The sequence below is a fragment of the uncultured Halovibrio sp. genome (assembly GCF_913056445.1).
GTDB classification, from domain to species: Bacteria; Pseudomonadota; Gammaproteobacteria; order Pseudomonadales; family Oleiphilaceae; genus Halospina; species Halospina utahensis_B.
Map to the genome: position 1 here is coordinate 22,348 of NZ_CAJXMA010000018.1, position 19,248 is coordinate 41,595.

Annotated in this window: 18 protein-coding genes; 4 read left to right on the plus strand and 14 right to left on the minus strand. The window is 64.0% G+C overall.

Annotation, left to right across the window (positions count from 1 at the left end):
* Window positions 1-36 precede the first annotated feature (36 nt).
* The 3 genes from QZ501_RS05785 to QZ501_RS05795 are packed head-to-tail and all read left to right on the plus strand — an operon-like array spanning window position 37 to window position 2,476.
* Window positions 37-1,044 (plus strand): phosphotransferase, encoded by a 1,008-nt coding sequence (locus QZ501_RS05785; RefSeq protein ID WP_151439909.1) that lies wholly within the window; start codon window positions 37-39, stop codon window positions 1,042-1,044.
* On the plus strand, window positions 1,041-1,727 hold the full coding sequence (murU, locus tag QZ501_RS05790) for an N-acetylmuramate alpha-1-phosphate uridylyltransferase MurU (protein ID WP_295717936.1): 687 nt from the start codon (window positions 1,041-1,043) through the stop codon (window positions 1,725-1,727). The genes QZ501_RS05785 and murU overlap by 4 nt, the downstream gene beginning before the upstream one ends.
* Window positions 1,724-2,476 (plus strand): molecular chaperone DjlA, encoded by a 753-nt coding sequence (locus QZ501_RS05795; protein WP_160899031.1) that lies wholly within the window; start codon window positions 1,724-1,726, stop codon window positions 2,474-2,476. Before murU ends, QZ501_RS05795 begins: the two co-directional genes overlap by 4 nt.
* Here QZ501_RS05795 and QZ501_RS05800 read toward each other — a convergent pair.
* Genes QZ501_RS05800 through QZ501_RS05810 form a run of 3 tightly spaced genes read right to left on the minus strand, consistent with a single transcriptional unit; the run spans window position 2,448 to window position 4,791 of the window.
* On the minus strand, window positions 2,448-2,903 hold the full coding sequence (locus QZ501_RS05800) for an SCP2 sterol-binding domain-containing protein (RefSeq protein WP_202405674.1): 456 nt from the start codon (window positions 2,901-2,903) through the stop codon (window positions 2,448-2,450). The two genes, QZ501_RS05795 and QZ501_RS05800, sit on opposite strands and share 29 nt — an antisense overlap.
* Window positions 2,900-3,799 (minus strand): U32 family peptidase, encoded by a 900-nt coding sequence (locus QZ501_RS05805; RefSeq protein WP_363174636.1) that lies wholly within the window; start codon window positions 3,797-3,799, stop codon window positions 2,900-2,902. The genes QZ501_RS05800 and QZ501_RS05805 overlap by 4 nt, the downstream gene beginning before the upstream one ends.
* Window positions 3,796-4,791 carry a peptidase U32 family protein gene (locus tag QZ501_RS05810; protein WP_295717941.1) on the minus strand — a complete coding sequence of 332 codons (996 nt, stop codon included), beginning with the start codon at window positions 4,789-4,791 and terminating at the stop codon, window positions 3,796-3,798. Before QZ501_RS05810 ends, QZ501_RS05805 begins: the two co-directional genes overlap by 4 nt.
* Before the next feature lie 216 nt (window positions 4,792-5,007).
* On the opposite strand from QZ501_RS05810, the gene QZ501_RS05815 reads away from it, so the two are divergent.
* Entirely contained in the window at window positions 5,008-6,252 is a 1,245-nt protein-coding gene (locus QZ501_RS05815; protein ID WP_295717943.1) for an FAD/NAD(P)-binding oxidoreductase, read from the plus strand.
* Here the strand turns inward: QZ501_RS05815 and QZ501_RS05820 are convergent, their stop codons facing one another.
* From QZ501_RS05820 to QZ501_RS05870, 11 genes are all read right to left on the minus strand, one after another.
* A complete protein-coding gene (locus QZ501_RS05820; RefSeq protein ID WP_295717946.1) occupies window positions 6,253-8,181 on the minus strand; it encodes a M48 family metallopeptidase in 1,929 nt (642 codons plus the stop codon). It abuts the gene before it with no gap.
* 13 nt (window positions 8,182-8,194) lie between these two features.
* Entirely contained in the window at window positions 8,195-8,788 is a 594-nt protein-coding gene (locus tag QZ501_RS05825) for a LemA family protein (protein ID WP_295717949.1), read from the minus strand.
* A gap of 183 nt (window positions 8,789-8,971) precedes the next feature.
* Entirely contained in the window at window positions 8,972-9,595 is a 624-nt protein-coding gene (locus tag QZ501_RS05830; RefSeq protein ID WP_295717951.1) for an OmpW family outer membrane protein, read from the minus strand.
* Between the two features lie 164 nt (window positions 9,596-9,759).
* Window positions 9,760-10,125 (minus strand): nitrite reductase small subunit NirD, encoded by a 366-nt coding sequence (gene nirD / locus QZ501_RS05835; protein WP_295717953.1) that lies wholly within the window; start codon window positions 10,123-10,125, stop codon window positions 9,760-9,762.
* Window positions 10,126-10,136: 11 nt separating this feature from the next.
* Window positions 10,137-12,674 carry a nitrite reductase large subunit NirB gene (nirB, locus tag QZ501_RS05840; RefSeq protein ID WP_295717955.1) on the minus strand — a complete coding sequence of 846 codons (2,538 nt, stop codon included), beginning with the start codon at window positions 12,672-12,674 and terminating at the stop codon, window positions 10,137-10,139.
* Window positions 12,675-12,707: 33 nt separating this feature from the next.
* On the minus strand, window positions 12,708-13,916 hold the full coding sequence (locus QZ501_RS05845; protein ID WP_295717957.1) for an FAD-dependent oxidoreductase: 1,209 nt from the start codon (window positions 13,914-13,916) through the stop codon (window positions 12,708-12,710).
* A 245-nt stretch (window positions 13,917-14,161) separates the two neighbouring features.
* On the minus strand, window positions 14,162-15,034 hold the full coding sequence (locus tag QZ501_RS05850) for an ABC transporter ATP-binding protein (protein ID WP_295717959.1): 873 nt from the start codon (window positions 15,032-15,034) through the stop codon (window positions 14,162-14,164).
* Window positions 15,035-15,051: 17 nt separating this feature from the next.
* Window positions 15,052-16,005, minus strand: a complete 954-nt coding sequence (locus QZ501_RS05855; protein ID WP_295717973.1) for an ABC transporter permease — start codon at window positions 16,003-16,005, stop codon at window positions 15,052-15,054.
* A 57-nt stretch (window positions 16,006-16,062) separates the two neighbouring features.
* Complete coding sequence (locus tag QZ501_RS05860; RefSeq protein ID WP_295717961.1) at window positions 16,063-17,442, minus strand: CmpA/NrtA family ABC transporter substrate-binding protein; 1,380 nt, start codon at window positions 17,440-17,442, stop codon at window positions 16,063-16,065.
* 296 nt (window positions 17,443-17,738) lie between these two features.
* Entirely contained in the window at window positions 17,739-18,902 is a 1,164-nt protein-coding gene (locus tag QZ501_RS05865) for a CmpA/NrtA family ABC transporter substrate-binding protein (RefSeq protein ID WP_151439895.1), read from the minus strand.
* The coding region (locus QZ501_RS05870) for an ANTAR domain-containing protein (RefSeq protein ID WP_295717964.1) at window positions 18,895-19,248 on the minus strand (354 nt) is incomplete at its 5' end. The genes QZ501_RS05865 and QZ501_RS05870, both read right to left, overlap by 8 nt.

Here is a 19,248-nt window from a genome sequence, read left to right on the forward strand (position 1 = left end):
TGCTGCCTGGCGCGGCGCCCATTAACGGGAGCAACCATGGATCAACGCTACGACGCCATGCTGGCCTGGCTGGACCAGTGCCTCGGAACGGCGCCGCGGACACCGGAACCGGTGGCCGGCGATGCCAGTTTCCGGCGCTATTTCCGTGTGCAGACCCCGGAGGGCTCCCGGATCGTGATGGATGCCCCGCCGGAGAAGGAATCCTGCGGGGCCTTTGTGGCGCTGACACATCACTGGCACGAACACGGCCTGCATGTGCCGGCACTGCTGGCCGAGGATCAGGCGCAGGGGTTCCTGCTGCTGGAGGATCTGGGCGACCGGCTCTACCTGGATGAACTCACCAGCGAGGCAAGCGCGGACCGGCTTTACGGCGAAGCCCTCAGTGCGCTGGTCCGCCTTCAGGGCCTGTCCTCACCGCCGGACCATCCCCTGCCATCCTATGACCGCGAGCGCCTGCAGCAGGAGATGCAGCTTTTCCCGGACTGGCTTCTGGAACAGAAGCTCGGCCTAAAGCTCTCCAGCCAGGAGCAGGCCATGCTGGCGACCACCTTCGCCACCCTGACCGAGTCCGCCCTCGCCCAGCCCCGGGTTACGGTCCACCGTGACTACCACTCCCGGAACCTGCTGGTGACGGACAATAACAGCCCCGGCATCATCGACTTCCAGGACGCGGTCACCGGCCCCATCACCTATGACGCTGCCTCACTGCTGCGGGACTGCTACGTCGCCTGGCCGCTCGAAAAGGTCTACCAGTGGCTGGAGGCCTACCGCCTGGAGGCGCGGGAGGCCGGCCTGCATCAGGCGGACGAGGCCACCTTCCGCCAGTGGTTCGAGCTCATGGGCATCCAGCGCCACCTCAAGGCCAGCGGCATCTTCGCGCGGCTCGACCAGCGCGATGGCAAGCCGCGCTACCTGGCGGACATCCCGCGCACCCTGGCTTACATCATCTCGGCCGCACGGCGTCAGCCGGCGCTCGAACACTTCGGGGACTGGCTCGCGGAACGCGTGGCACCGGCCGTGGAACCCATGGCGGGGGCCACATGAAGGCCATGATCCTGGCAGCCGGGCGCGGCGAACGCCTGCGGCCACTGACTCTGGAGACCCCCAAGCCGCTGTTGCCGGTGGGCGGTCGGCCGATGATCCAGTGGCACATCGAGGCCCTGGTGCGGGCCGGTGTTCCCGATATCGTCATCAACACCGCCTGGCTCGGCGAGCGGATTGAAGCCGAGCTCGGCGATGGCGCCCATCTGGGGGCCCGCATTGAATACTCCCGGGAGGGGGAGCCGCTGGAGACTCTGGGCGGATTACGCCGGGCGCTGCCGATGCTCACGGAAACAGGCAATGAATTCCTGGTCATCAACGGGGATGTCTGGACGGATTTCGACATGGCCGCGCTTGCCACCACGCCACTGGGGGAAGATCTGGATGCCCACCTGGTCCTGGTGCCGAACCCGGCCCACCACAGTGGCGGGGATTTCGCACTGGCCAATGGCCGGATAACCAGGGACCAGGGTGAATCGCTCACCTTTGCCGGAATCAGCCGGCTGAGCCGGCGCCTGATCGACAGTGCACCGGATGAAGAGGACCGGCTTGGCCCCATTCTGCGCACCGCCTGCCAGCAGGGGCGGGTGAGCGGCCTCCGCCATGACGGTCACTGGGTGGATGTTGGCACCCCAGAGCGCCTCGAAACGGCGCGCACACTGGCAGGGAGTGGTGCTGCCCCATGAGCGCGAAACACAGCCACAACAGTACGGACGCACTGCCGGAGAACCTTTCCGACCTGCTCCGTGAGCTGGCGTCCTGCGGCCATCACGGCGCCCGGCTCCTGGAACGCACCGGTCTGCCCCGATGGGCACGCGGCACACTGTTCCGGCTGATGGGCTATGTGGCCAAGGCGGACGGCCGGGTGACCGAGCTGGACATCCGCTACGGCGAGTCCCTGATGCGCAATTTCAATGCAGGGCCCCGTCAGCGCCGCCGGCTGATCCGGCGCTTCACTAACGGCAAGCAGGATGCCCAGCCGGTGGTGCCCCTGTGGTTCCGGCTGCTCACGCGCCGCTGGCCGGATTCAGCGCTGCGCCTGAGCATGGCGCTGGCGCACCTGTGCTACCAGGACGGCCCGGATTCGGCCGCCCGCATTGCCCGCTGCCACACCGCCATCATCGCCACCGGCCTGCCGGCCACCGCCAGCAACCGCATCCTTCAGAGCTACCGGGGCAAGGTCTGGATCACTTCCCCGGGCGAAGGCACCAGCGAAACGCCCCTGACCGGTCTCGCCCGCGCCTGCCAGGTGGTTGGTGGCAAACCCTCGGATTCACTGGAGACCCTGCGCCAGGCTTACCGCAAACAGCGCAGCCTCTATCATCCGGACCGCGTCCAGCACACGGACATGGACCCGGAGCTGGCCCGGGCCCGGTTGGAGGAGATCCACAAGGCCTGGGATCTGATCAACCGGCGTCATCCGGAGGCGCGCTGAGCGCGGCAGGGCCGCTGAGAAGAGGAATGCGCCATTCCAGCGCATCCAGCAGGTTCTTGACCGCCAGCCCCAGCTCCGTATCCCCCTCGATCACCAGCTGACGCTGGAAAAACAGGCGGTCCGGGTCCTCCCGACGCTCCGCCAGGCGCCGGAAGGCTTCCGTGGTGCCCCGTATGGTCGCCTCGGGCGCTGCGTCCGCCATTCGCAGGCGTCCACCCCAGAACCCCAGGGTCACCCCGGTGGTGGCGTCTTCCAGTTCGAGCCGCAGCACACGCCCTTCCAGCTCCTCGAAATCACCCTCTACCAGGGCTTCGGCAAAAAGGTGATTCAGGGGCACTTCCACCAGCCCCTGCTTGAGCCCCCAGGGCAGCCGGGCATCCACCAGCGGAATCAGGCTGCGCGCCATTCGGTCCAGTGTCTGCTTCATGGGGTCTGACTCCAGTCCATGCCCGGCCGGCCATACCAGTAGCCGTCACAGGGGGGCGCCTCCGCCAGGTGAAGCGGATGACGCTCTGGCATGTCTCCCTGACGCGCCCGGTCGAAACGTGCCACGACCTCCGCCATACCTTCGTGCTCCGGACTCAGGCGCACGGTGTCCACGCCCAGCCGCTGCATGTCCGGCAGCTCCCGCATCAGGTCATAGCGGGCGCCGGACAGGGTGCTGGTGCCATTGAGCCGGAAAACATCCTGATGCTCCCGGGACCTGAGAGCCAACCCGTCCGGATGCTGCTGACAGACGAACTCGCAGCGGTCCTTGGGCTTGCCGTAGTAGCGCGCGGTGAAGCAGCGGGAGGACCAGGCCAGTGGCAGAAAGCCCCAGGCGAAGACTTCCACCGGCGCATGCAGGGACTGCTCATACAGCGTGGCCTGCATGTCGGCGAGCGTATCGCGGCTCAGTTCCACTGGCAGGCACCAGCGCTGCAGGCCCCGGCGCAGCAGAACCCGCAGTGTTGCGGGATTGTAGACGTTCATGGAGGGGCCAGTGACGAACGGCAGGCCGGCCTCGATCACCATGTTCAGCGCACTCTGATCGTTGGCCTCGACCAGGAATTCGCCGTTGTCCCGGATGCGGCGCAGGGTGCGCAGGTCCGCTTCGGATTCGATCAACGTCTGGCTCGAAAGCACCACCTCCTTGCCGCAGTCGCGCAGATCGCGGGCCAGATCCATCCAGTCCGCCACCTTCATGTCCCGGCGGCGGGAACACACCACCTCGCCGAGATAGATGGTCTCCACCGGCCATTCGGCCGCTTCGGCGTAGAAGTTGAGCACATCCTGGCGGGGCCAGTACCAGAGAATCGGCCCCAGTGAGAGTTTCATCGTCATTTCCAGCTCCGGGTCCATGCGCCCAGTGTGGTCTGCCCACCCTCGGACAGGTCGCCCAGCGTGCGCTGCCATTCCGGGGCGGGTTCAAAGGTCTCGGGATCCGCTTTCACGCGGTCGATCGCCGCCCGCCAGGTTCCGGCCACCTGACCGCTGTAGGCGGGGCTGCGCTGCCGCCCTTCGATCTTGACGGCGGAAACACCAAGGCGGTGCAGCTCCGGAAGCAGATCCATGGTGTTGAGACTGGTGGGTTCCTCAATGGCGTGGTAGACGGCCCCCTCCACTTCAAAGCGCCCCTTGCACAGGGTCGGGTAGCCCGCCTGCTCATGGCCGGCAAAGCGATCGATCAGAACACCGTTGAGCCGCGCCTCCAGCTCATCGCCCTTCTCCTCCCAGCGCACGGCCTTTGCGGGTGAACAGGCACCACAGGTATTCGGGGACTCGTCGGTCAGATAGGAAGACAGATAACAGCGCCCCTCGGCCATGATGCAGAGACTGCCGAAAGCGAACACTTCCAGTTCCACCGGGGAATGCCCGGCCACCTGCCGCACCTGATCCATGGACAGGACCCTGGGGAGCACGGCGCGGCTGATACCGAACTCCCGGTGATAGAACCTCAGTGCTTCATGGCTGGTGGCCGAGCCCTGTACGGAAAGATGGCGCGGAATCCCGGGATGGTGACGGGCCGCATGGTCCAGCAGCCCCATATCCGCCAGGATCAGGGCATCAAACCCCAGGTCCGCCGCCCGGTCCAGCGTTGACGTCCAGTGCTTCCAGCCCGCGGGCTGCGGGTAAGTGTTGAGGGCGCAGAAAACGCGTGTGCCACGTTGGCGGGCGTACTCCATCCCCTCGCGCATGCGCTTTTCGGTGAAGTTGAGGCCGGCGAACTGGCGGGCGTTGGTGTGGTCGCGGAAGCCGATGTAGACGGCATCCGCTCCCGCATCAACAGCCGCCTTGAGAGCGGGCAGGCTGCCCGCCGGGCAGACGAGTTCCATGGGAGCCTCCGGTGGCTGACGGCGACGGGTATGATCCCGCTACCCGCGCGCTCCCGCCACCGAATCCGTCAACTGCCCCCACCATGCACTTGCCTGATTTGTATATTCCAAAAAAGACTTACAATTTTGTTTTTATCAAATTATGATCTCAGAAAACGCGTTACCATAAGCAGCAATTCCAACGCACTATTAACCAGAACCAGAGTGAGAGGCCCCATGAACGCTTCCTCCCAGTCCCCCAGCCATCAGGTGGTCATCGTCGGCGGTGGCACTGCCGGCACCACGGTGGCCGCTTCCCTGCTACGCCAGCGTCCGGAACTGGATGTGGCCGTGGTGGAACCCTCGGAAGTCCACTACTACCAGCCGGCATTCACGCTGGTCGGCGGCGGCACCTATGACATGGACAGCACCCAGCGGGCCCAGAAGGAAACACTGCCGGAAACGGCCATCTGGATCCACGCCGGCGTGGCCACGTTCGAGCCGGACAGCAACCAGCTCACACTTGAGGACGGCCGCCAGGTGCAGTATGAGCACCTGGTCGTCGCCCCCGGCATCAAGCTGGACTGGGATCGCGTGGAAGGGTTGCGTGAAGCCCTGGGAAGCAACGGCGTGTGCAGCAACTACAGTCCGGAAACGGCACCCTACACTTGGGAATGCCTGCGCCAGTTCCGGGGCGGCAACGCTATCTTCACCCAGCCGCCGCCCCCGCTGAAATGCGCCGGCGCGCCACAGAAGATCGCCTACCTGGCGGCGGACCACCTGCGCCGCAACAACCTCAGCCCGGAGAGCAACCTGCAGTTCTACAGCGGCGCCGGCGCCCTGTTCAGCGTACCGGACTTCGTACCGCACCTGCAGAAGGTGATGGACCGCTACGGCATCGGCGTCAACCTGGGCCATGACCTGGTTGCCATTGATGCCGAGCGCAAGGTGGCCCGCTTCGCCACCAAGGACGCCAACGGGGAAACCACCGAGGTGGAACAGCCCTACGACCTGCTACACGTGACACCGCACCAGACCTCACCCGACTTCGTGAAACAGAGCCCGCTGGCCAATGCCGACGGCTGGGTGGACGTGGACAAGGGCACCACACAGCACACCCGCTACCCCAACGTCTTCTCACTGGGCGATGCCAGCTCCCTGCCCACCTCCAAGACGGCCGCCGCGGTGCGCAAGCAGGCGCCGGTCACCGTCAGGAACCTTCTGGCACGGATGGACGGAGAGGCACTGTCAGCCCAGTACGACGGCTATACCTCCTGCCCGCTGGTCACCGCTTACGGCAAGGTGATGCTGGCCGAGTTCATGTACGACGGCGTGGTCACGCCAACCCTGCCCCTGAGCCCCTTCAGCGAATCCCGGTTCTACTGGGTGGTCAAGAAGCACCTGCTGCCACCGTTCTACTGGAACCAGATGCTTAAGGGCAAGGAGCCCGACATTGCCCACAAGCCCCTGAAAACCGGCTGATCAGTCTTCCTCCGGGGTGTTATCCCCGGACTCGGGCAGCGGCGGCATGGGGCAGTCCAGCTGATCGGCAATGATGCGCAGCAGCTCATACTCACGCGGGCTGACACGCCCGTCTTCCTGGATGCAGTGAACACAGGCATCAATGATGGCGGGCTTGAGCATCGCCGGCAGCCCGTCCAGCCGCCCCAGTGACTGAAGCAGCTTGCGGGCGCTGGTGCCCTCGCCGGAAGGCCGCCTGGCCTCCGCTTCGAATCCCGCCATGGCCTCCCGGTACAGGGGCTCCGGATCGGCGCGTGTACCCGCCGATGCCATCAGCCACAACAGCCGGCGGATGTCCGGCATTACCGCCCCGTAGCGACGGTGGACCACCTTCCGGTTGCGACCCGCGCTTTTGCCGAGATGATGTTTGAGGAAGCCCAGGATGGCGATGTCGTGCAGGCGGGCGCCACGGTCCTCGCGGATCAGCTGTTCCATGTCCCGAAGTAATTGGCCTTTCGCCGGTGTCTCCAGCTCCCGCAGTGCCGGCAGTGACAGCTCGACCAGCGGCACCCGGTAGGCCGGGCCCAGATCACGCAGCGTCTGGATCATCTGGCGCACCAGGAGTGGGTCAATCGCTACGGCACCCACCGGCTCCAGCTCCAGGAGCCACTGATCCAAGGCGCCGTGGTCCGCCTCTTCCAGCGCCAGCGCCAGACACAGGTGGACTGCCCCCTCGGCCCCATGCAGCTGCTGGTTCAGGCCGCCGGGCAGCGCGGCAAGCAGTGAGCGGACATGGCAGGTCCCGGACTCACTGAGCGCCCCCACCGAGGTGGCACCACTGCCGATCTCGAGACCGCCCGCACCCGAGAACCCCATGGCCGCTGCTGCCTCGTTGGCTGCCGTGGGCGGCGCCTCACCCTGTTCCCGGGCAGCCTTGCGATCCCGGGATTTCATGCGCACCAGCAGGGTCTCATCGATGGCGTTAAGCCGGTCCTCAATCGGAGGATGGGAAGCCAGAAGGCGCGCCAGAGAGACGCTTTCCCCGAAGCACAGGTGGTTCAGGTCTTCCGCATGACTGGTGGCTCTGAGCCGCGATCCGGAAGCAGCCACGCCGATCCGGTACAGCGCCCCTCCGATGCCCTCAGGATTGCGGGTGAACTGCACGGCGGCGGCATCCGCCAGGTATTCGCGCTGGCGCGAGACCGCCGACTTGATAACCCGCCCCATGAAAAGCCCGACGTAGCCCACAATCACCAGCACGGCGCCCGCGAGTACGAGAGCGCCATCGTAGCGGCGCCGGTGATGGTAACCGCTCCAGCCCCAGATGCCGAACCGCACCAGGTACTGGCCCAGCTGGCCGATCAGCAGAATACCCGCCAGCATCGAGATGAGCCGCACGTTGATGCGCATGTCGCCGTTGAGAATATGGCTGAATTCATGGGCCACGACGCCTTGCAGCTCATCGCGGCTGAGCTCATCCAGAGTGCCCCGGGTCACCACCAGCACCGCCTCATTGGGCTGATAACCGGCCACGAAGGCGTTGATGGCCGCCTCCTGGTCCATCACGAACAGCTGCGGGACGGTGACCCCGCTGGCAAGGGCCATCTCCTCAGTAACATTGCGCAGCTGACGCTCTCCCTTTTCTGCCGTATCAGCGGGAACCGGACGGGCACCCGCCATGCGCGCCACCCGTTCCCCGCCGCGACGCAGATCCGCGTAACGGTAGAGTGACCCCATGGCGACAATGGCCGCCACTGTACCGGTCACGGCCCAGCCGGGCTCCGAGAGGAGCCAGTCCAGGAACGGCACCGGGTAGTGGACCCAGAAAACGTAGAAGCCGTAGAGCACCGCCGAGACCGCGAGGATGATCAGGCTCACGGCCAGCAGGAACAGCAGAATCAGGACCAGCGACTGGCGCCGCGCCCGGTCCTGGCGTTCGAAAAAGCGCATGGTAGCCACCCCCTCAGCTGAAGGAGACGGACGGCGGCTCGCTCAGCGCCTCGGTATCGAATTCCAGCAGCCCGGCGGGCTTGAAGGCGAAAAAACCCGACATGAAGTTGTTGGGGAACTTCTCACGGTAGGTGTTGTAGTCCATCACGGAGTCATTGAACGACTGGCGAGCAAAGGCCACGCGGTTCTCGGTGGAGGACAGCTCCTCCATAAGCTGCAGCATGGTCTCGTTGGCCTTGAGGTCCGGGTAATTCTCCATCACCGCATTGAAACCGCCAAGGGCCTTGGTGAGCATGTTCTCGGCACTGGCCAGGTTGTTCATCTTCTGTCCGTCCCCGGGATCTTTCCGGGCATTTTCCTGGGCCTGCATCGCCCCGGTGCGGGCTTCGGTCACCCGGGCCAGCGTCTCGCGCTCATGAGTCAGATAGCCCTGGGCGGTTTCCACCAGATTGGGGATCAGGTCATGCCGACGCTTGAGCTGGACATCAATCTGCGCAAAGGCATTCTTGAAGCGGTTCTTCAGCGTGACCAGATGGTTGTAAATGACGATGGCATAGCCGACGATCAGGACGATCACCGCCAGGCCGATCAGGGAGGTTGTGTCCATACGCTCAATCCTCTTCAGGTCCGGATACTGAGCAGGATTAAAGAGGAAAAGTCACGATAACGCCAGTAATCAGGGGCGGTTTCGGAATCAGTGGATAACAGCTTGGGGAGAAGAATAGACAGGAACAATCAGGAAAGGACTCGAACGGACGCCAATTGACGCCCGCTCGCAGAGTCACTGGGTTCAGAAGCTGTAGCCGACGTGCAGGCGGTAGATCATGGGATCAATCTCCACCGTGCCCTGATCCTTACCTGCTACCGTCAGATCAGTATCAATATCCGCATAATAAGCAGCCGCACCAACACTCCAACTCTCATCCAATGGTACATCTACGCCAACCTGAGCCGCGGGACCGATTGAATCATCCAGCTTTAGGCTTGCGTTGCTGCCGTCGAGAGATTCATCGAAAAAAGTGGTGTAGTTCACGCCTGCCCCAATATAGGGTTTAAACGCAAGGTTCTGTCCAGCCAATGGAAACCAGGAGACAGTTACCGTCGGCGGCAAATGTTTGGTTGAGCCAATTGTACCTGCGCCGCTCATCTCTATATCGTGCTCAAAAGGTGTGGCGGCCAGAAGATTCACGCTCATATTATCGGTCATCATATAGCTGATACTTGCGCCCGCCTGGATATCCGAATCTGCACGAAGATTCAGATCCGAGGAATAGCTGCCACCGGGCACCACGCTGGCAATACCGCCACGGACAATGGTGTCACCCTTGTCGTAGGCCAAAGCAGGGGCAGCTGCGCCAATGACACTGATGGAAAGGGCAGCGATTAGGGATTGGCGAATCGGGTTCAATTTCATGGTCGGGCTCCTGCCGTTGGATTATGGAACCAGCATAAGCCCGTTAACCCAAAACAAGATTGATCTATCTCATTGATTTTGAATTTGATTTCCGTCAATTCTCCACCCGCCCCGCCACGCGGCAAGCCAGGATCCTATCCGTGCCCCCGGCTGGTGTTCAGGATTCAGGCCGCAGCGCCCTGCCCCTGCTCCTGCGGCGCGAGCTGCAGTTGGTCGCCTTCCAGGCGCACAGCGTAGGTTCGGATCCTGTACCTGGCGTCTTCCAGGCAGCGGCCATCGAGCAGTGAGAAATGCTTCTTGTACAACGGTGTCGCGACCACAGGCTCGCCCTCAATATCACCCACAATGCCCCGGGCGATGATGTTCACACCGGAGATCGGGCAGTAGTTGTCCACCGCGAACAGTGACTGCTCCAACTCGGGGATGTAGAAGATGGCCACCTGGCGGTCACCGAAGCGCGCGCCAATGCCCGCGCCCGGTACCAGGTCGGCCCTGCTGCCCACAGGGGTCCATTCATTCTGATGTGTCATGTGAATCCTCCTCAGACGGATACCGCCGGAATGCGTTCCAGCTTCTCTTCGGCCTTGGCCGGGCGCGGCTGCTCGCGCTCTTCCACCGTGACCACGTAGGGGTCGTCGCCGTCGTCGTTGATCATCTGGCGGAAGCGCTTGAGCTTGTCCGGATCCTCCAGCGTGGTCTTCCACTCGCACTGGTAGTTCTCGATCAGCCGCGCCATCTGGTTATCCAGGTCCTCGGCAATGCCCAGTGAATCGTTGACGACCACGTCGTAGACGTAATCCAGGCCGCCTTCCAGGTTCTCCAGCCAGCGCGCGGTACGCTGCAGCCGGTCCGCGGTACGGATGTAGAGCATCATGAACCGGTCAACGAACCGGATGAGCGAGTCGGTATCCAGGTCCTGGGCGAAGAGATCCGCGTGACGCGGACGCATGCCGCCGTTGCCCGCCACATAGAGGTTCCAGCCGTTCTCGGTGGCGATCACGCCGAAGTCCTTGCTCTGGGCCTCGGCGCATTCACGGGTGCAGCCGCTGACGCCGAACTTGATCTTGTGCGGGGCGCGGATGCCCTTGTAGCGGTGCTCCAGATCAATGGCGAGCTGCACGCTGTCCTGCACGCCGTAACGGCACCAGGTGCTGCCGACACAGCTCTTCACGGTCCGCAGGGCCTTGCCGTAGGCGTGGCCGGTCTCGAAGCCCGCATCCACGAGCCGCTGCCAGATGGAGGGCAGGTCGTTGAGCTTGGCCCCGAAGAGGTCCACGCGCTGGCCGCCGGTGATCTTGGTGTAGAGTTCGAATTCCTTGGCCACCTCGCCCAGGGTGATCAGCTTGTCCGGCGTGATCTCGCCGCCGGCGACACGGGGCACCACGGAGAAAGTCCCGTCCTTCTGCATGTTGGCGAGGAAGGTATCGTTGGTGTCCTGCAGGCCCACGTGTTCCGGGTTGAGCACGTAGTCGTTCCAGGTGGAAGCCAGGATCGAGGCCACCGCCGGCTTGCAGATGTCGCAGCCAAGGCCATGGCCGTGATTCTTCAGCAGGGTATGGAAATCATGGATGCCCTCGACGCGGATGATGTGCTCAAGCTCCTGGCGCGTGTACTGGAAGTGCTCGCAGACGCTGTTGTCCACCTCCATGCCCAGCGCCGCCATCTCGTGGTCGACGATCTCCTTGAGCTGGCCAGCGCAGCCACCGCAGCCGGTACCCGCCTTGGTCGCGGCCTTAACGTCCCCGACCGAGGTGTACCCGTCGTGTACGTACTGGACGATGTCGCCCTTGGTGACGTTATGGCAGGAACAGATGCCGGCAGTCTCCGGCAGGGCATCCACGCCCAGCGCCGGGGCACCGCCCTCGCTGGCCGGCAGGATCAGGGATTCCGGGTTGTCCGGCAGTTCCAGGCCGTTCAGGGCATACTGGAGGAGGGTGTCGTAATAGCTGTTATCCCCCACCAGCATCGCACCCAGGAGCTGCTTGCCGTCGGCGGAGACCACCAGCTTGCGGTACTCCTGGGCGATGCCGTTGGTGTAGCGGTAGAAGCGCGCCCCCGGGTTCTGGTTGCCGTGGGCATCGCCGATGGCGCCCACGTCCACACCCATGAGCTTGAGCTTGGTGCTCATGTCCGCCCCGGTGAAGGCCCGGTCGCCCCCGGTCAGAGTATCCAGGGCCGCCTTAGCCATCTGGTAGCCCGGCCCGACCAGGCCGAAGATGCTGTCATTCCACAGCGCCACTTCACCGATGGCGAGGACGTCGGGATCACTGGTACGGCAGTGATCGTCAATCACGACGCCCCCGCGTTCGCCCATGGTCAGGCCGGCATCCCGTGCCAGTTCATCGCGCGGACGGATGCCGGCGGAGAATACAACCAGGTCCGTCTCCAGCAGCCGGTCATCCTGGAACACCATCTGGTGACGGGCGTTGGTGCCCGCCTCGATGCGCTGGGTCGCGCGGCCGGTCAGCACCTGCACGCCCAGTTCCTCGATCTTCTCGCGCAGGATGCCACCGCCCTCTTCGTCCACCTGGACCGGCATCAGCCGGGGTGCGAATTCCACTACCGCCGTGTCCAGATCCAGTTCGCGCAGGGCGTTGGCGGCTTCCAGCCCCAGGAGGCCGCCGCCAACCACCACACCGGTGTTCGACCGGGAAGCGGCCTCGCGGATGGCATCCAGGTCGTCCAGGGTCCGGTAGACCAGGCAATCCTCGCGGTCATTGCCCTCGATCGGGGGCACGAAGGGATAGGAGCCGGTGGCCAGCACGAGCTTGTCGTAGGGCAGTGTTTCGCCTCTGTCGAGGGTGAGCGTGCGGGCCTCCCGGTCAATGGCGGTCGCCGCCGTGTTCAGCCGCAACTCGAACCCCCACTGGGCATACTGGTCCGCCGTGGAAAACGCCAGGTCATCGGCGGACTTGCCCTGGAAGTACTCGGACAGGTGCACGCGGTCGTAGGCGATGTGCCGCTCCTCCCCCAGTACGGTCACATGGAAGCCGTCCGCCTGGCCGCTTTCAGCCAGTTGCTCCAGGAAGTGGTGGCCGACCATGCCGTTACCGATCACGATCAGGTTCTGTTGTGTCATGGCATTTTCCTCCGGTTGCCAGCGGGCAGCATCTCAGGCCGCCTCGCAGTATGCTTCGCCAAATGCCAGGCTCGCGCGCCAGGCACTGAGATCCGTTCCCCGGCTCAGATGATCGAAGAGCCAGGGGCCCATCGATGCATCGCCATACAGGACGGCACCGACGAGGCGGTTGTTCTTCAGGAGCAGGCGGCGGTACTCGCCACCGCGACGGTCGTGGTAGAGGATGGATTCGGTGTCCCGGTCACGGGGTTCAATATCCCCGCAGGAGAACACATCCACACCACTGATCTTGAGCCGCGTTGCCACGGGCGTTTCACGGTAGACCCGCCGGCCACCGCAGAGCCGGTCAGCGAGAACTTCTGCCTGCCGGTAGACCGGCTCGACCAGACCGTAGGTCTGATCCCGGAACTGACAGCATTCACCCAGGGCATGGATGCGTTCGTCGCTGGTGGTGAGCGTGGCGTCCACATGAATGCCACGCTCGCATTCAAGCCCGGCCTCCTCCGCCAGTTCCCGGTTCGGCTGGATCCCTGCCGCCATCACCACCAGATCCGCTGCCAGTTCACGGCCGTCCTGAAGGCGAACCGCCTCGACCCGGCCGTTGCCCTGGATCCGATCCACACCATTGGCCAGGTGCAGGACCATACCCCGCCGGCGGAGCGCCTCAGCGAGCATCCCGCCGGCGGTCGCGTCCAACTGCCGGTTCAGGGGGGAGTGCCCCCGATGCACCACGGACACTGTCATCCCCTGCGCCCTCAGGCCTTCGGCCGCTTCCAGCCCGAGGAAGCCACCACCAATAACGACGGCATTGCCTCCCTGCCGGGAGCCCTCCGCCATCCACCGGGCATCCTCAAGGCTCCGGAATCCGGTTACGCCCTCCAGGTCGGCCCACTCGATCACTGGTATGGCCGGACGGGAGCCGGTGGCGATCACCAGCCGGTCAAAGGGAATCCTGTGGCCGGCCCGGGTGATCACTGCCCGTGCGGCGCGATCAATCCAGGCCACGCCGTCACCCTGGTGCAGCTGCACGCCCTGATTCGCGTACCAGCCGGGCGATGCCAGCGCCAGCGCATCCGTGGTGGTTTCGCCGGCCAGCCAGGGGGAGAGCAGGATCCGGTTATAGGCCAGCTCCGGTTCGTCACTGATGACGGTCACACGCCAGCCGTGCTGTTCCCCCGCCAGCGACTCCAGGAGCCGCTGCGTGGCCATGCCGTGTCCGATAATGACGAGCTCACCACCCATTCCTGCCTCCGGGGCCCTGCCCCAACAAAAAAGGCGCCTGCCAACCTTCCCTTAAGGAAGACCGATCAGGCGCCAATGCCCTGTTGATTCGCAATGTCCGTGTCCTCAGACACACCCTTCAGGAAGCAGGTTGCGTGCCAACACTTACTCCCCAACAGAATCAACTACCTGGAAACAAAGGCATGTCGATGGAAGGGAGTCACTGGAACCCTGCTGGTGCACACGTGGGCGCTGATGCACCAGAATCAGGCGTTCACGGCCCCCGATGCCGATGGCGCCCCTTCCGGATCACCCCAGGCCTCACCACTCTTCCTGGGCATCGACATCACTTTCTGCTGCTTTTCGTAGAGGAAGCTCAGCACCGACTGACGGCAACGGTTGTACTCGGCGCAGTCCGCCAGCCCGACACGGTCGCGAGGCCGCGCCAACGGCACGTCCAGGACCTCACCAATGGTTGCGGCCGGCCCGTTGGTCATCATCACGATCCGGTCGGACAGCAGCACCGCCTCGTCCACGTCGTGCGTGATCATGATGACGGTGCTGTTGAGCTCACGCTGGATCTCCATGAGCGAGTCCTGCAGGTGCGCCCGGGTCAGCGCATCCAGGGCACCGAAGGGCTCGTCCATGAGCAGCACCTTCGGCTGCATGGCCAGGGCCCGGGCAATGCCCACGCGCTGGCGCATGCCGCCGGAGAGTTCATCCGGCCGCTTGTCCATGGCATGCCCCATGTGCACCAGTTCCAGGTTGTGGATGACCCAGTCCCGGCGCTGCTGGCGCGTCATGAAACGGCGGAACACCTGGCGCACGGCCAGTTCGACGTTGCCGAAGGCGCTCAGCCAGGGCATCAGCGAGTGGTTCTGGAAGACCACAGCGCGCTCCGGGCCGGGCTCGGTGACCTCGCGGCCGTCCAGAAGGCACCCGCCACGCGTGGCCCGCATCAGGCCCGCGATGATGTTGAGAACCGTGGACTTGCCGCAGCCGGAGTGGCCGATCAGGGAAATGAACTCGCCCTCGGCGACGCGCAGGTTGACGTCCTCCAGGGCCGTAAAGGTCCCGCCCTTGACGGGGAACCCCATGCCCACTGAGGACAGTTCGAGATGGGGACGTGAATGACTCATGATGAAACCTCCCTTGTTCAGTGTGTGGCGCTGGCGCGATCCCAGGAGAGCAGGCGCTGCAGCATCAGCATGCCGCGGTCCAGCACCAGCCCGATCAGGCCAATAACGATCACGGCCACCATGATGCGACCCAGTGATTCGCTGCTGCCGTTCTGGAACTCATCCCAGACGAACTTGCCGAGCCCGGGGCTCTGGGCGAGCATCTCGGCGGCGATCAGCACCATCCAGGCAATTCCCAGCGACAGCCTCAGGCCGGTGAAGATCATGGGTATGGCGGAGGGCAGCACCACCCGCCAGACGTGGGTGAAAAAGCCCAGCCGCAGGACCTGGCTGACGTTGCGCAGGTCCTGGCTCACCGCATTCACACCCATGATGGTGTTCACGAGCGTGGGCCAGAGACTGCACAGCGAGACCGTGACCATGGACGTGATGAAGGCGCGCGAGACCATGGGGTCATCGACCGTGTAGGTCGCGGACACCACCAGCGTAACGATGGGCAGCCAGGCCAGCGGCGAGACCGGCTTAAACACCTGGATCACGGGATTCACCGCCTCGTACAGGTACCGGTTCAGCCCCACGACAATGCCCAGGGGGATCGCTACCAGTGAGGCCAGGACAAAGCCCGAGAACACCGTCCCCAGGCTCGTCAGGATCTGATCAATGAAGGTTTCCTTGCCGCTGTAGGGGCGGATCCGCACCTCGGCGTCCGGGTTGCGCTCCAGAATCTGAGCATTGCGTTCCTTCTGCATCTCGATGAACTCGGCGGCGCGCCGCTGCTCCTCGAGATGGTCCGCCCAGAGGTTGCCCGCCTGCTCCCAGACGCCCGCCGGCCCGGGCAGGCTGCCCAGGGAGGTGGTAACGTTCTGGGCCGCCATCTGCCACAGCAGGAGGAACACGAGCACGCCCAGTACCGGCATGCTCAGGGCCCTGATGGCACCCTGGAGATTGAACCCCGCCATCCGTTGCTTCATGAAGTCGGCGATCCGTGTCACCGGGGCTGTCTGTTGCATAACGCCGCCTCCTGTTGATCAGGGCGTTTCATCGCCGCTGAGTCCGATCTCGAAACTGTTGATATAGGCGTTGGGTTCCCGGCCGTTATAGGCCCGGCCATCGATGAAGTCGTCCTGAACCGGCTTGAAGCCGTCGATGTCGTCAAAATCCGGGAAATCGGAGGCCTTCAGGGTGCCGTCCGCCACCAGAGAACGCGCCGCCTTTTCATAGGTGGCGGGTTGGTAGACCTCGCGCGCCTTCTCCATGTACCAGTCATCCGGCTTCTGCTCCGGAATCTGGCCCCAGCGCCGCATCTGGGTCATGAACCAGATGGCGTCGCTGTAGTAGGGGTAGTTGGCGTTGTGGCGGAAGAAGACGTTGAAGTCCGGCTCCTCGCGCACGTCGCCGGGTTCGTATTCGAAGGTCCCGGTCATGGAGTTGGCGATGACCTCTTCGTCCGCCCCCACGTAACGGGAATCCGAGAGGATCTCGACGGCCTCCTCGCGATTGGCGTTGCCGTTCTCGTCCAGCCAGTGGGCTGCCCGGATCAGCGCCCGGAGCACGCGCAGGTGGGTGTTCGGGTTCTCTTCGGCCCACTCCCGGGTCACGCCGAAGACTTTCTCCGGGTTGTGGGGCCAGATGTCATGGTTGGTGACCACGGGAACGCCAATGCCCTTGGCAACGGCCTGCTGGTTCCAGGGTTCGCCCACGCAGTAGCCCTGGATGGTGCCGGCCTCCATGGTGGAGGGCATCTGCGGTGGTGGCGTCACGGAAAGCCGGACATCCGCTCCGCTGCGACCGCTGTTGTCACCCTCAAGCGGCTCGTAGAACCCGGGGTGAAGCCCGCCAGCCGCCAGCCAGTAACGGATCTCGTAATTGTGGGTGGAGAGGGGATAAACCATCCCCATGTCGAACGATTCGCCCTCGTCCAGGCTCGATTCCACAACGGGTGCAAGCGCCTCGGCACTGATCGGGTGGGCAGGTTTGCCGTCCTCTCGCTTCGGCACATGGGGGCGCATGGCCTCCCAGACATCGTTCGAAACGGTAATGGCATTACCGTTCAGGTCCATGCTGAATGCCGTCACAATGTCGGAGCTGTTACCGCCAACCCCGATGCTGGCCCCGATGGGCTGGCCCGCGAGCATGTGGGCGCCATCCAGCGCGCCCCGGGCCACGCGATTCTGGAGGACGCGCCAGTTGGACTGGGCTTCCAGGTCCACAAAAAGACCCTCGTCGAAGAAAAAGTGCTTCTCCTTGGCAATGGCCAGCGGGGCCATGTCGGTCAGCTTGATGAACCCCAGCTTGAGGTCCGGCTTTTCGGCCGGGCCGATCTCCTCGGCCCCCGCCGGCAATGCACTCACAAGACCCGCCAGAAGAAGCGCGCCGATTCCGGACACTGTCCGCCTGTTCCCGTTCATTGGACTTCTCCCCTGCAACAAACCAAAAAAAAGCGCCTGCCCCCAGTCCGGGAGCAGGCGCCTTTGCCGTTTCAATTCATGTTCTGGTGTGCAGCTCCATCTGCACCCCGGCCGCCACGCCGGTCCGTGCCATGGCAAACCGTCAACCTGTCCGTGGCACACCCAAGCCTAAGCAGGAAGCATGCCACTGATCATTGATTCTGATTTTAAAGGCTTTTTATGGAACCCGACCCGCAGAAGATGATCATCCACGACCGAATCAGGTGCATCAGGCAGCCCCCATGCACCGGCGCGGATCAGTCCTGACCGGCGGTTGCGATCAGGGCATCCGGGGCTACCTCAACCTGCCCCCGGACTCCTTCCACCACAAAGGGCTGACGGTGCTCCCCCTCGTCCTTATAGTCCATAATCGGCGCGTCCAGACTCAGGCTTTCCGCGACCTTGCGGTAGAGGTCGGGACGGAAAATGCTGTCCAGATCCGGTGTCTCCAGCAGCTGCTCGCCCTGGTTGCGCAGACGCATACGCGACAGCAGCCATTGCGCCTGGGAGAGCCACGGGAAGTTCGCACTCTGACGAAAGAAGTGCTGCTGGACCCTGGGGTGGAAGAGACTTTCGCCCTGATCTCCGAGAGGCTCAATGGCACTGCCGAGGTAATGGGGGTGCACCAGTATGCGGTGGACGAGTTCGCGATTATCCGGGTCATCCAGCCAGCGGCAGCAGCGGACCAGGGCACGCATCAACGCACGCAGTTTTTCCGGGTTGGCCTGCGCCCAGTCGCGGCGCACGCCCAGGACTTTCTCCGGCGCGTTCTGCCAGACCTGGCACCCCGTCGCCAGGATCTGGCCCAGCCCGTGATACTCCATCAGCGAATTCCAGGGCTCACCGACACAGGCCAGATCAACGCTGCCGTAGGCCAGTGCAGTCATCATCTCCGGCGGCGGCACCGTTACCAGCTCCAGACCCGGGCCGGGCGACAGTCCAGCACTGGCAAGCCAGTCGAGCAGCTGCAGGTAATGGGTGGACCAGGCGTAGACAATGCCCAGCCTGATCGGCTCATCACTGGACGCCACGACCCGCGCCAGGGCACATGCCGCCTCCGAGGGTTCGGAGAGATCGAAGCCGGTAGAAGTCAATTGCTCATAGAGCGCTCGCCTGGCCGTGATGGCATTGCCGTTACGGCTGAGCACCATAGGGCTGATGACCGGGCACGGCGGCGCCCCGAGCCCCATATTGATGGCCAGGGCCATGGGCCCGAGCATCTGGGCGCCATCCAGCATTCCAACGCCGACACGATCCCGCAGACTGGACCAGGAGGGTTGTCGATACAGGCTGACATCCAACCCTTCCTCCGCGAAGAAGCCTGCCTCCTGAGCCATGATCAGGGGCGCGGCGTCCAGCAGGGGGATGAATCCCAACCGGATGGTCTCACTTGATTCCGTACCATGCATCCAGTCAGTCATCCATTGCCTCCGGGGATCCCGCCCCTTCGGCCCCACCCAGTACCTCAATCAGCTGGCGGGCCACCTCGCTGAGTTTCTGATTCCGATCCATCGCCAGTTTACGCATGCTGTGGAATGCCTCATCTTCCGAACAGTTGTTCTGCTTCATCACCAGCCCCTTGGCCCGTTCGATGTCCTTACGCTCTTCCAGCGCCGTCCGCGTCTCCTCCAGCTGATGACGCAGTGACTGGAAAGCCTCGAAACGCGCCACCGCCACCTCCACGATCGGCTTGACCCGATGCTGTTCAAGCCCGTCCACAATGTAGGCACTGACGCCGGCGTTAACGGCCTGCTGGATCGTATGGCT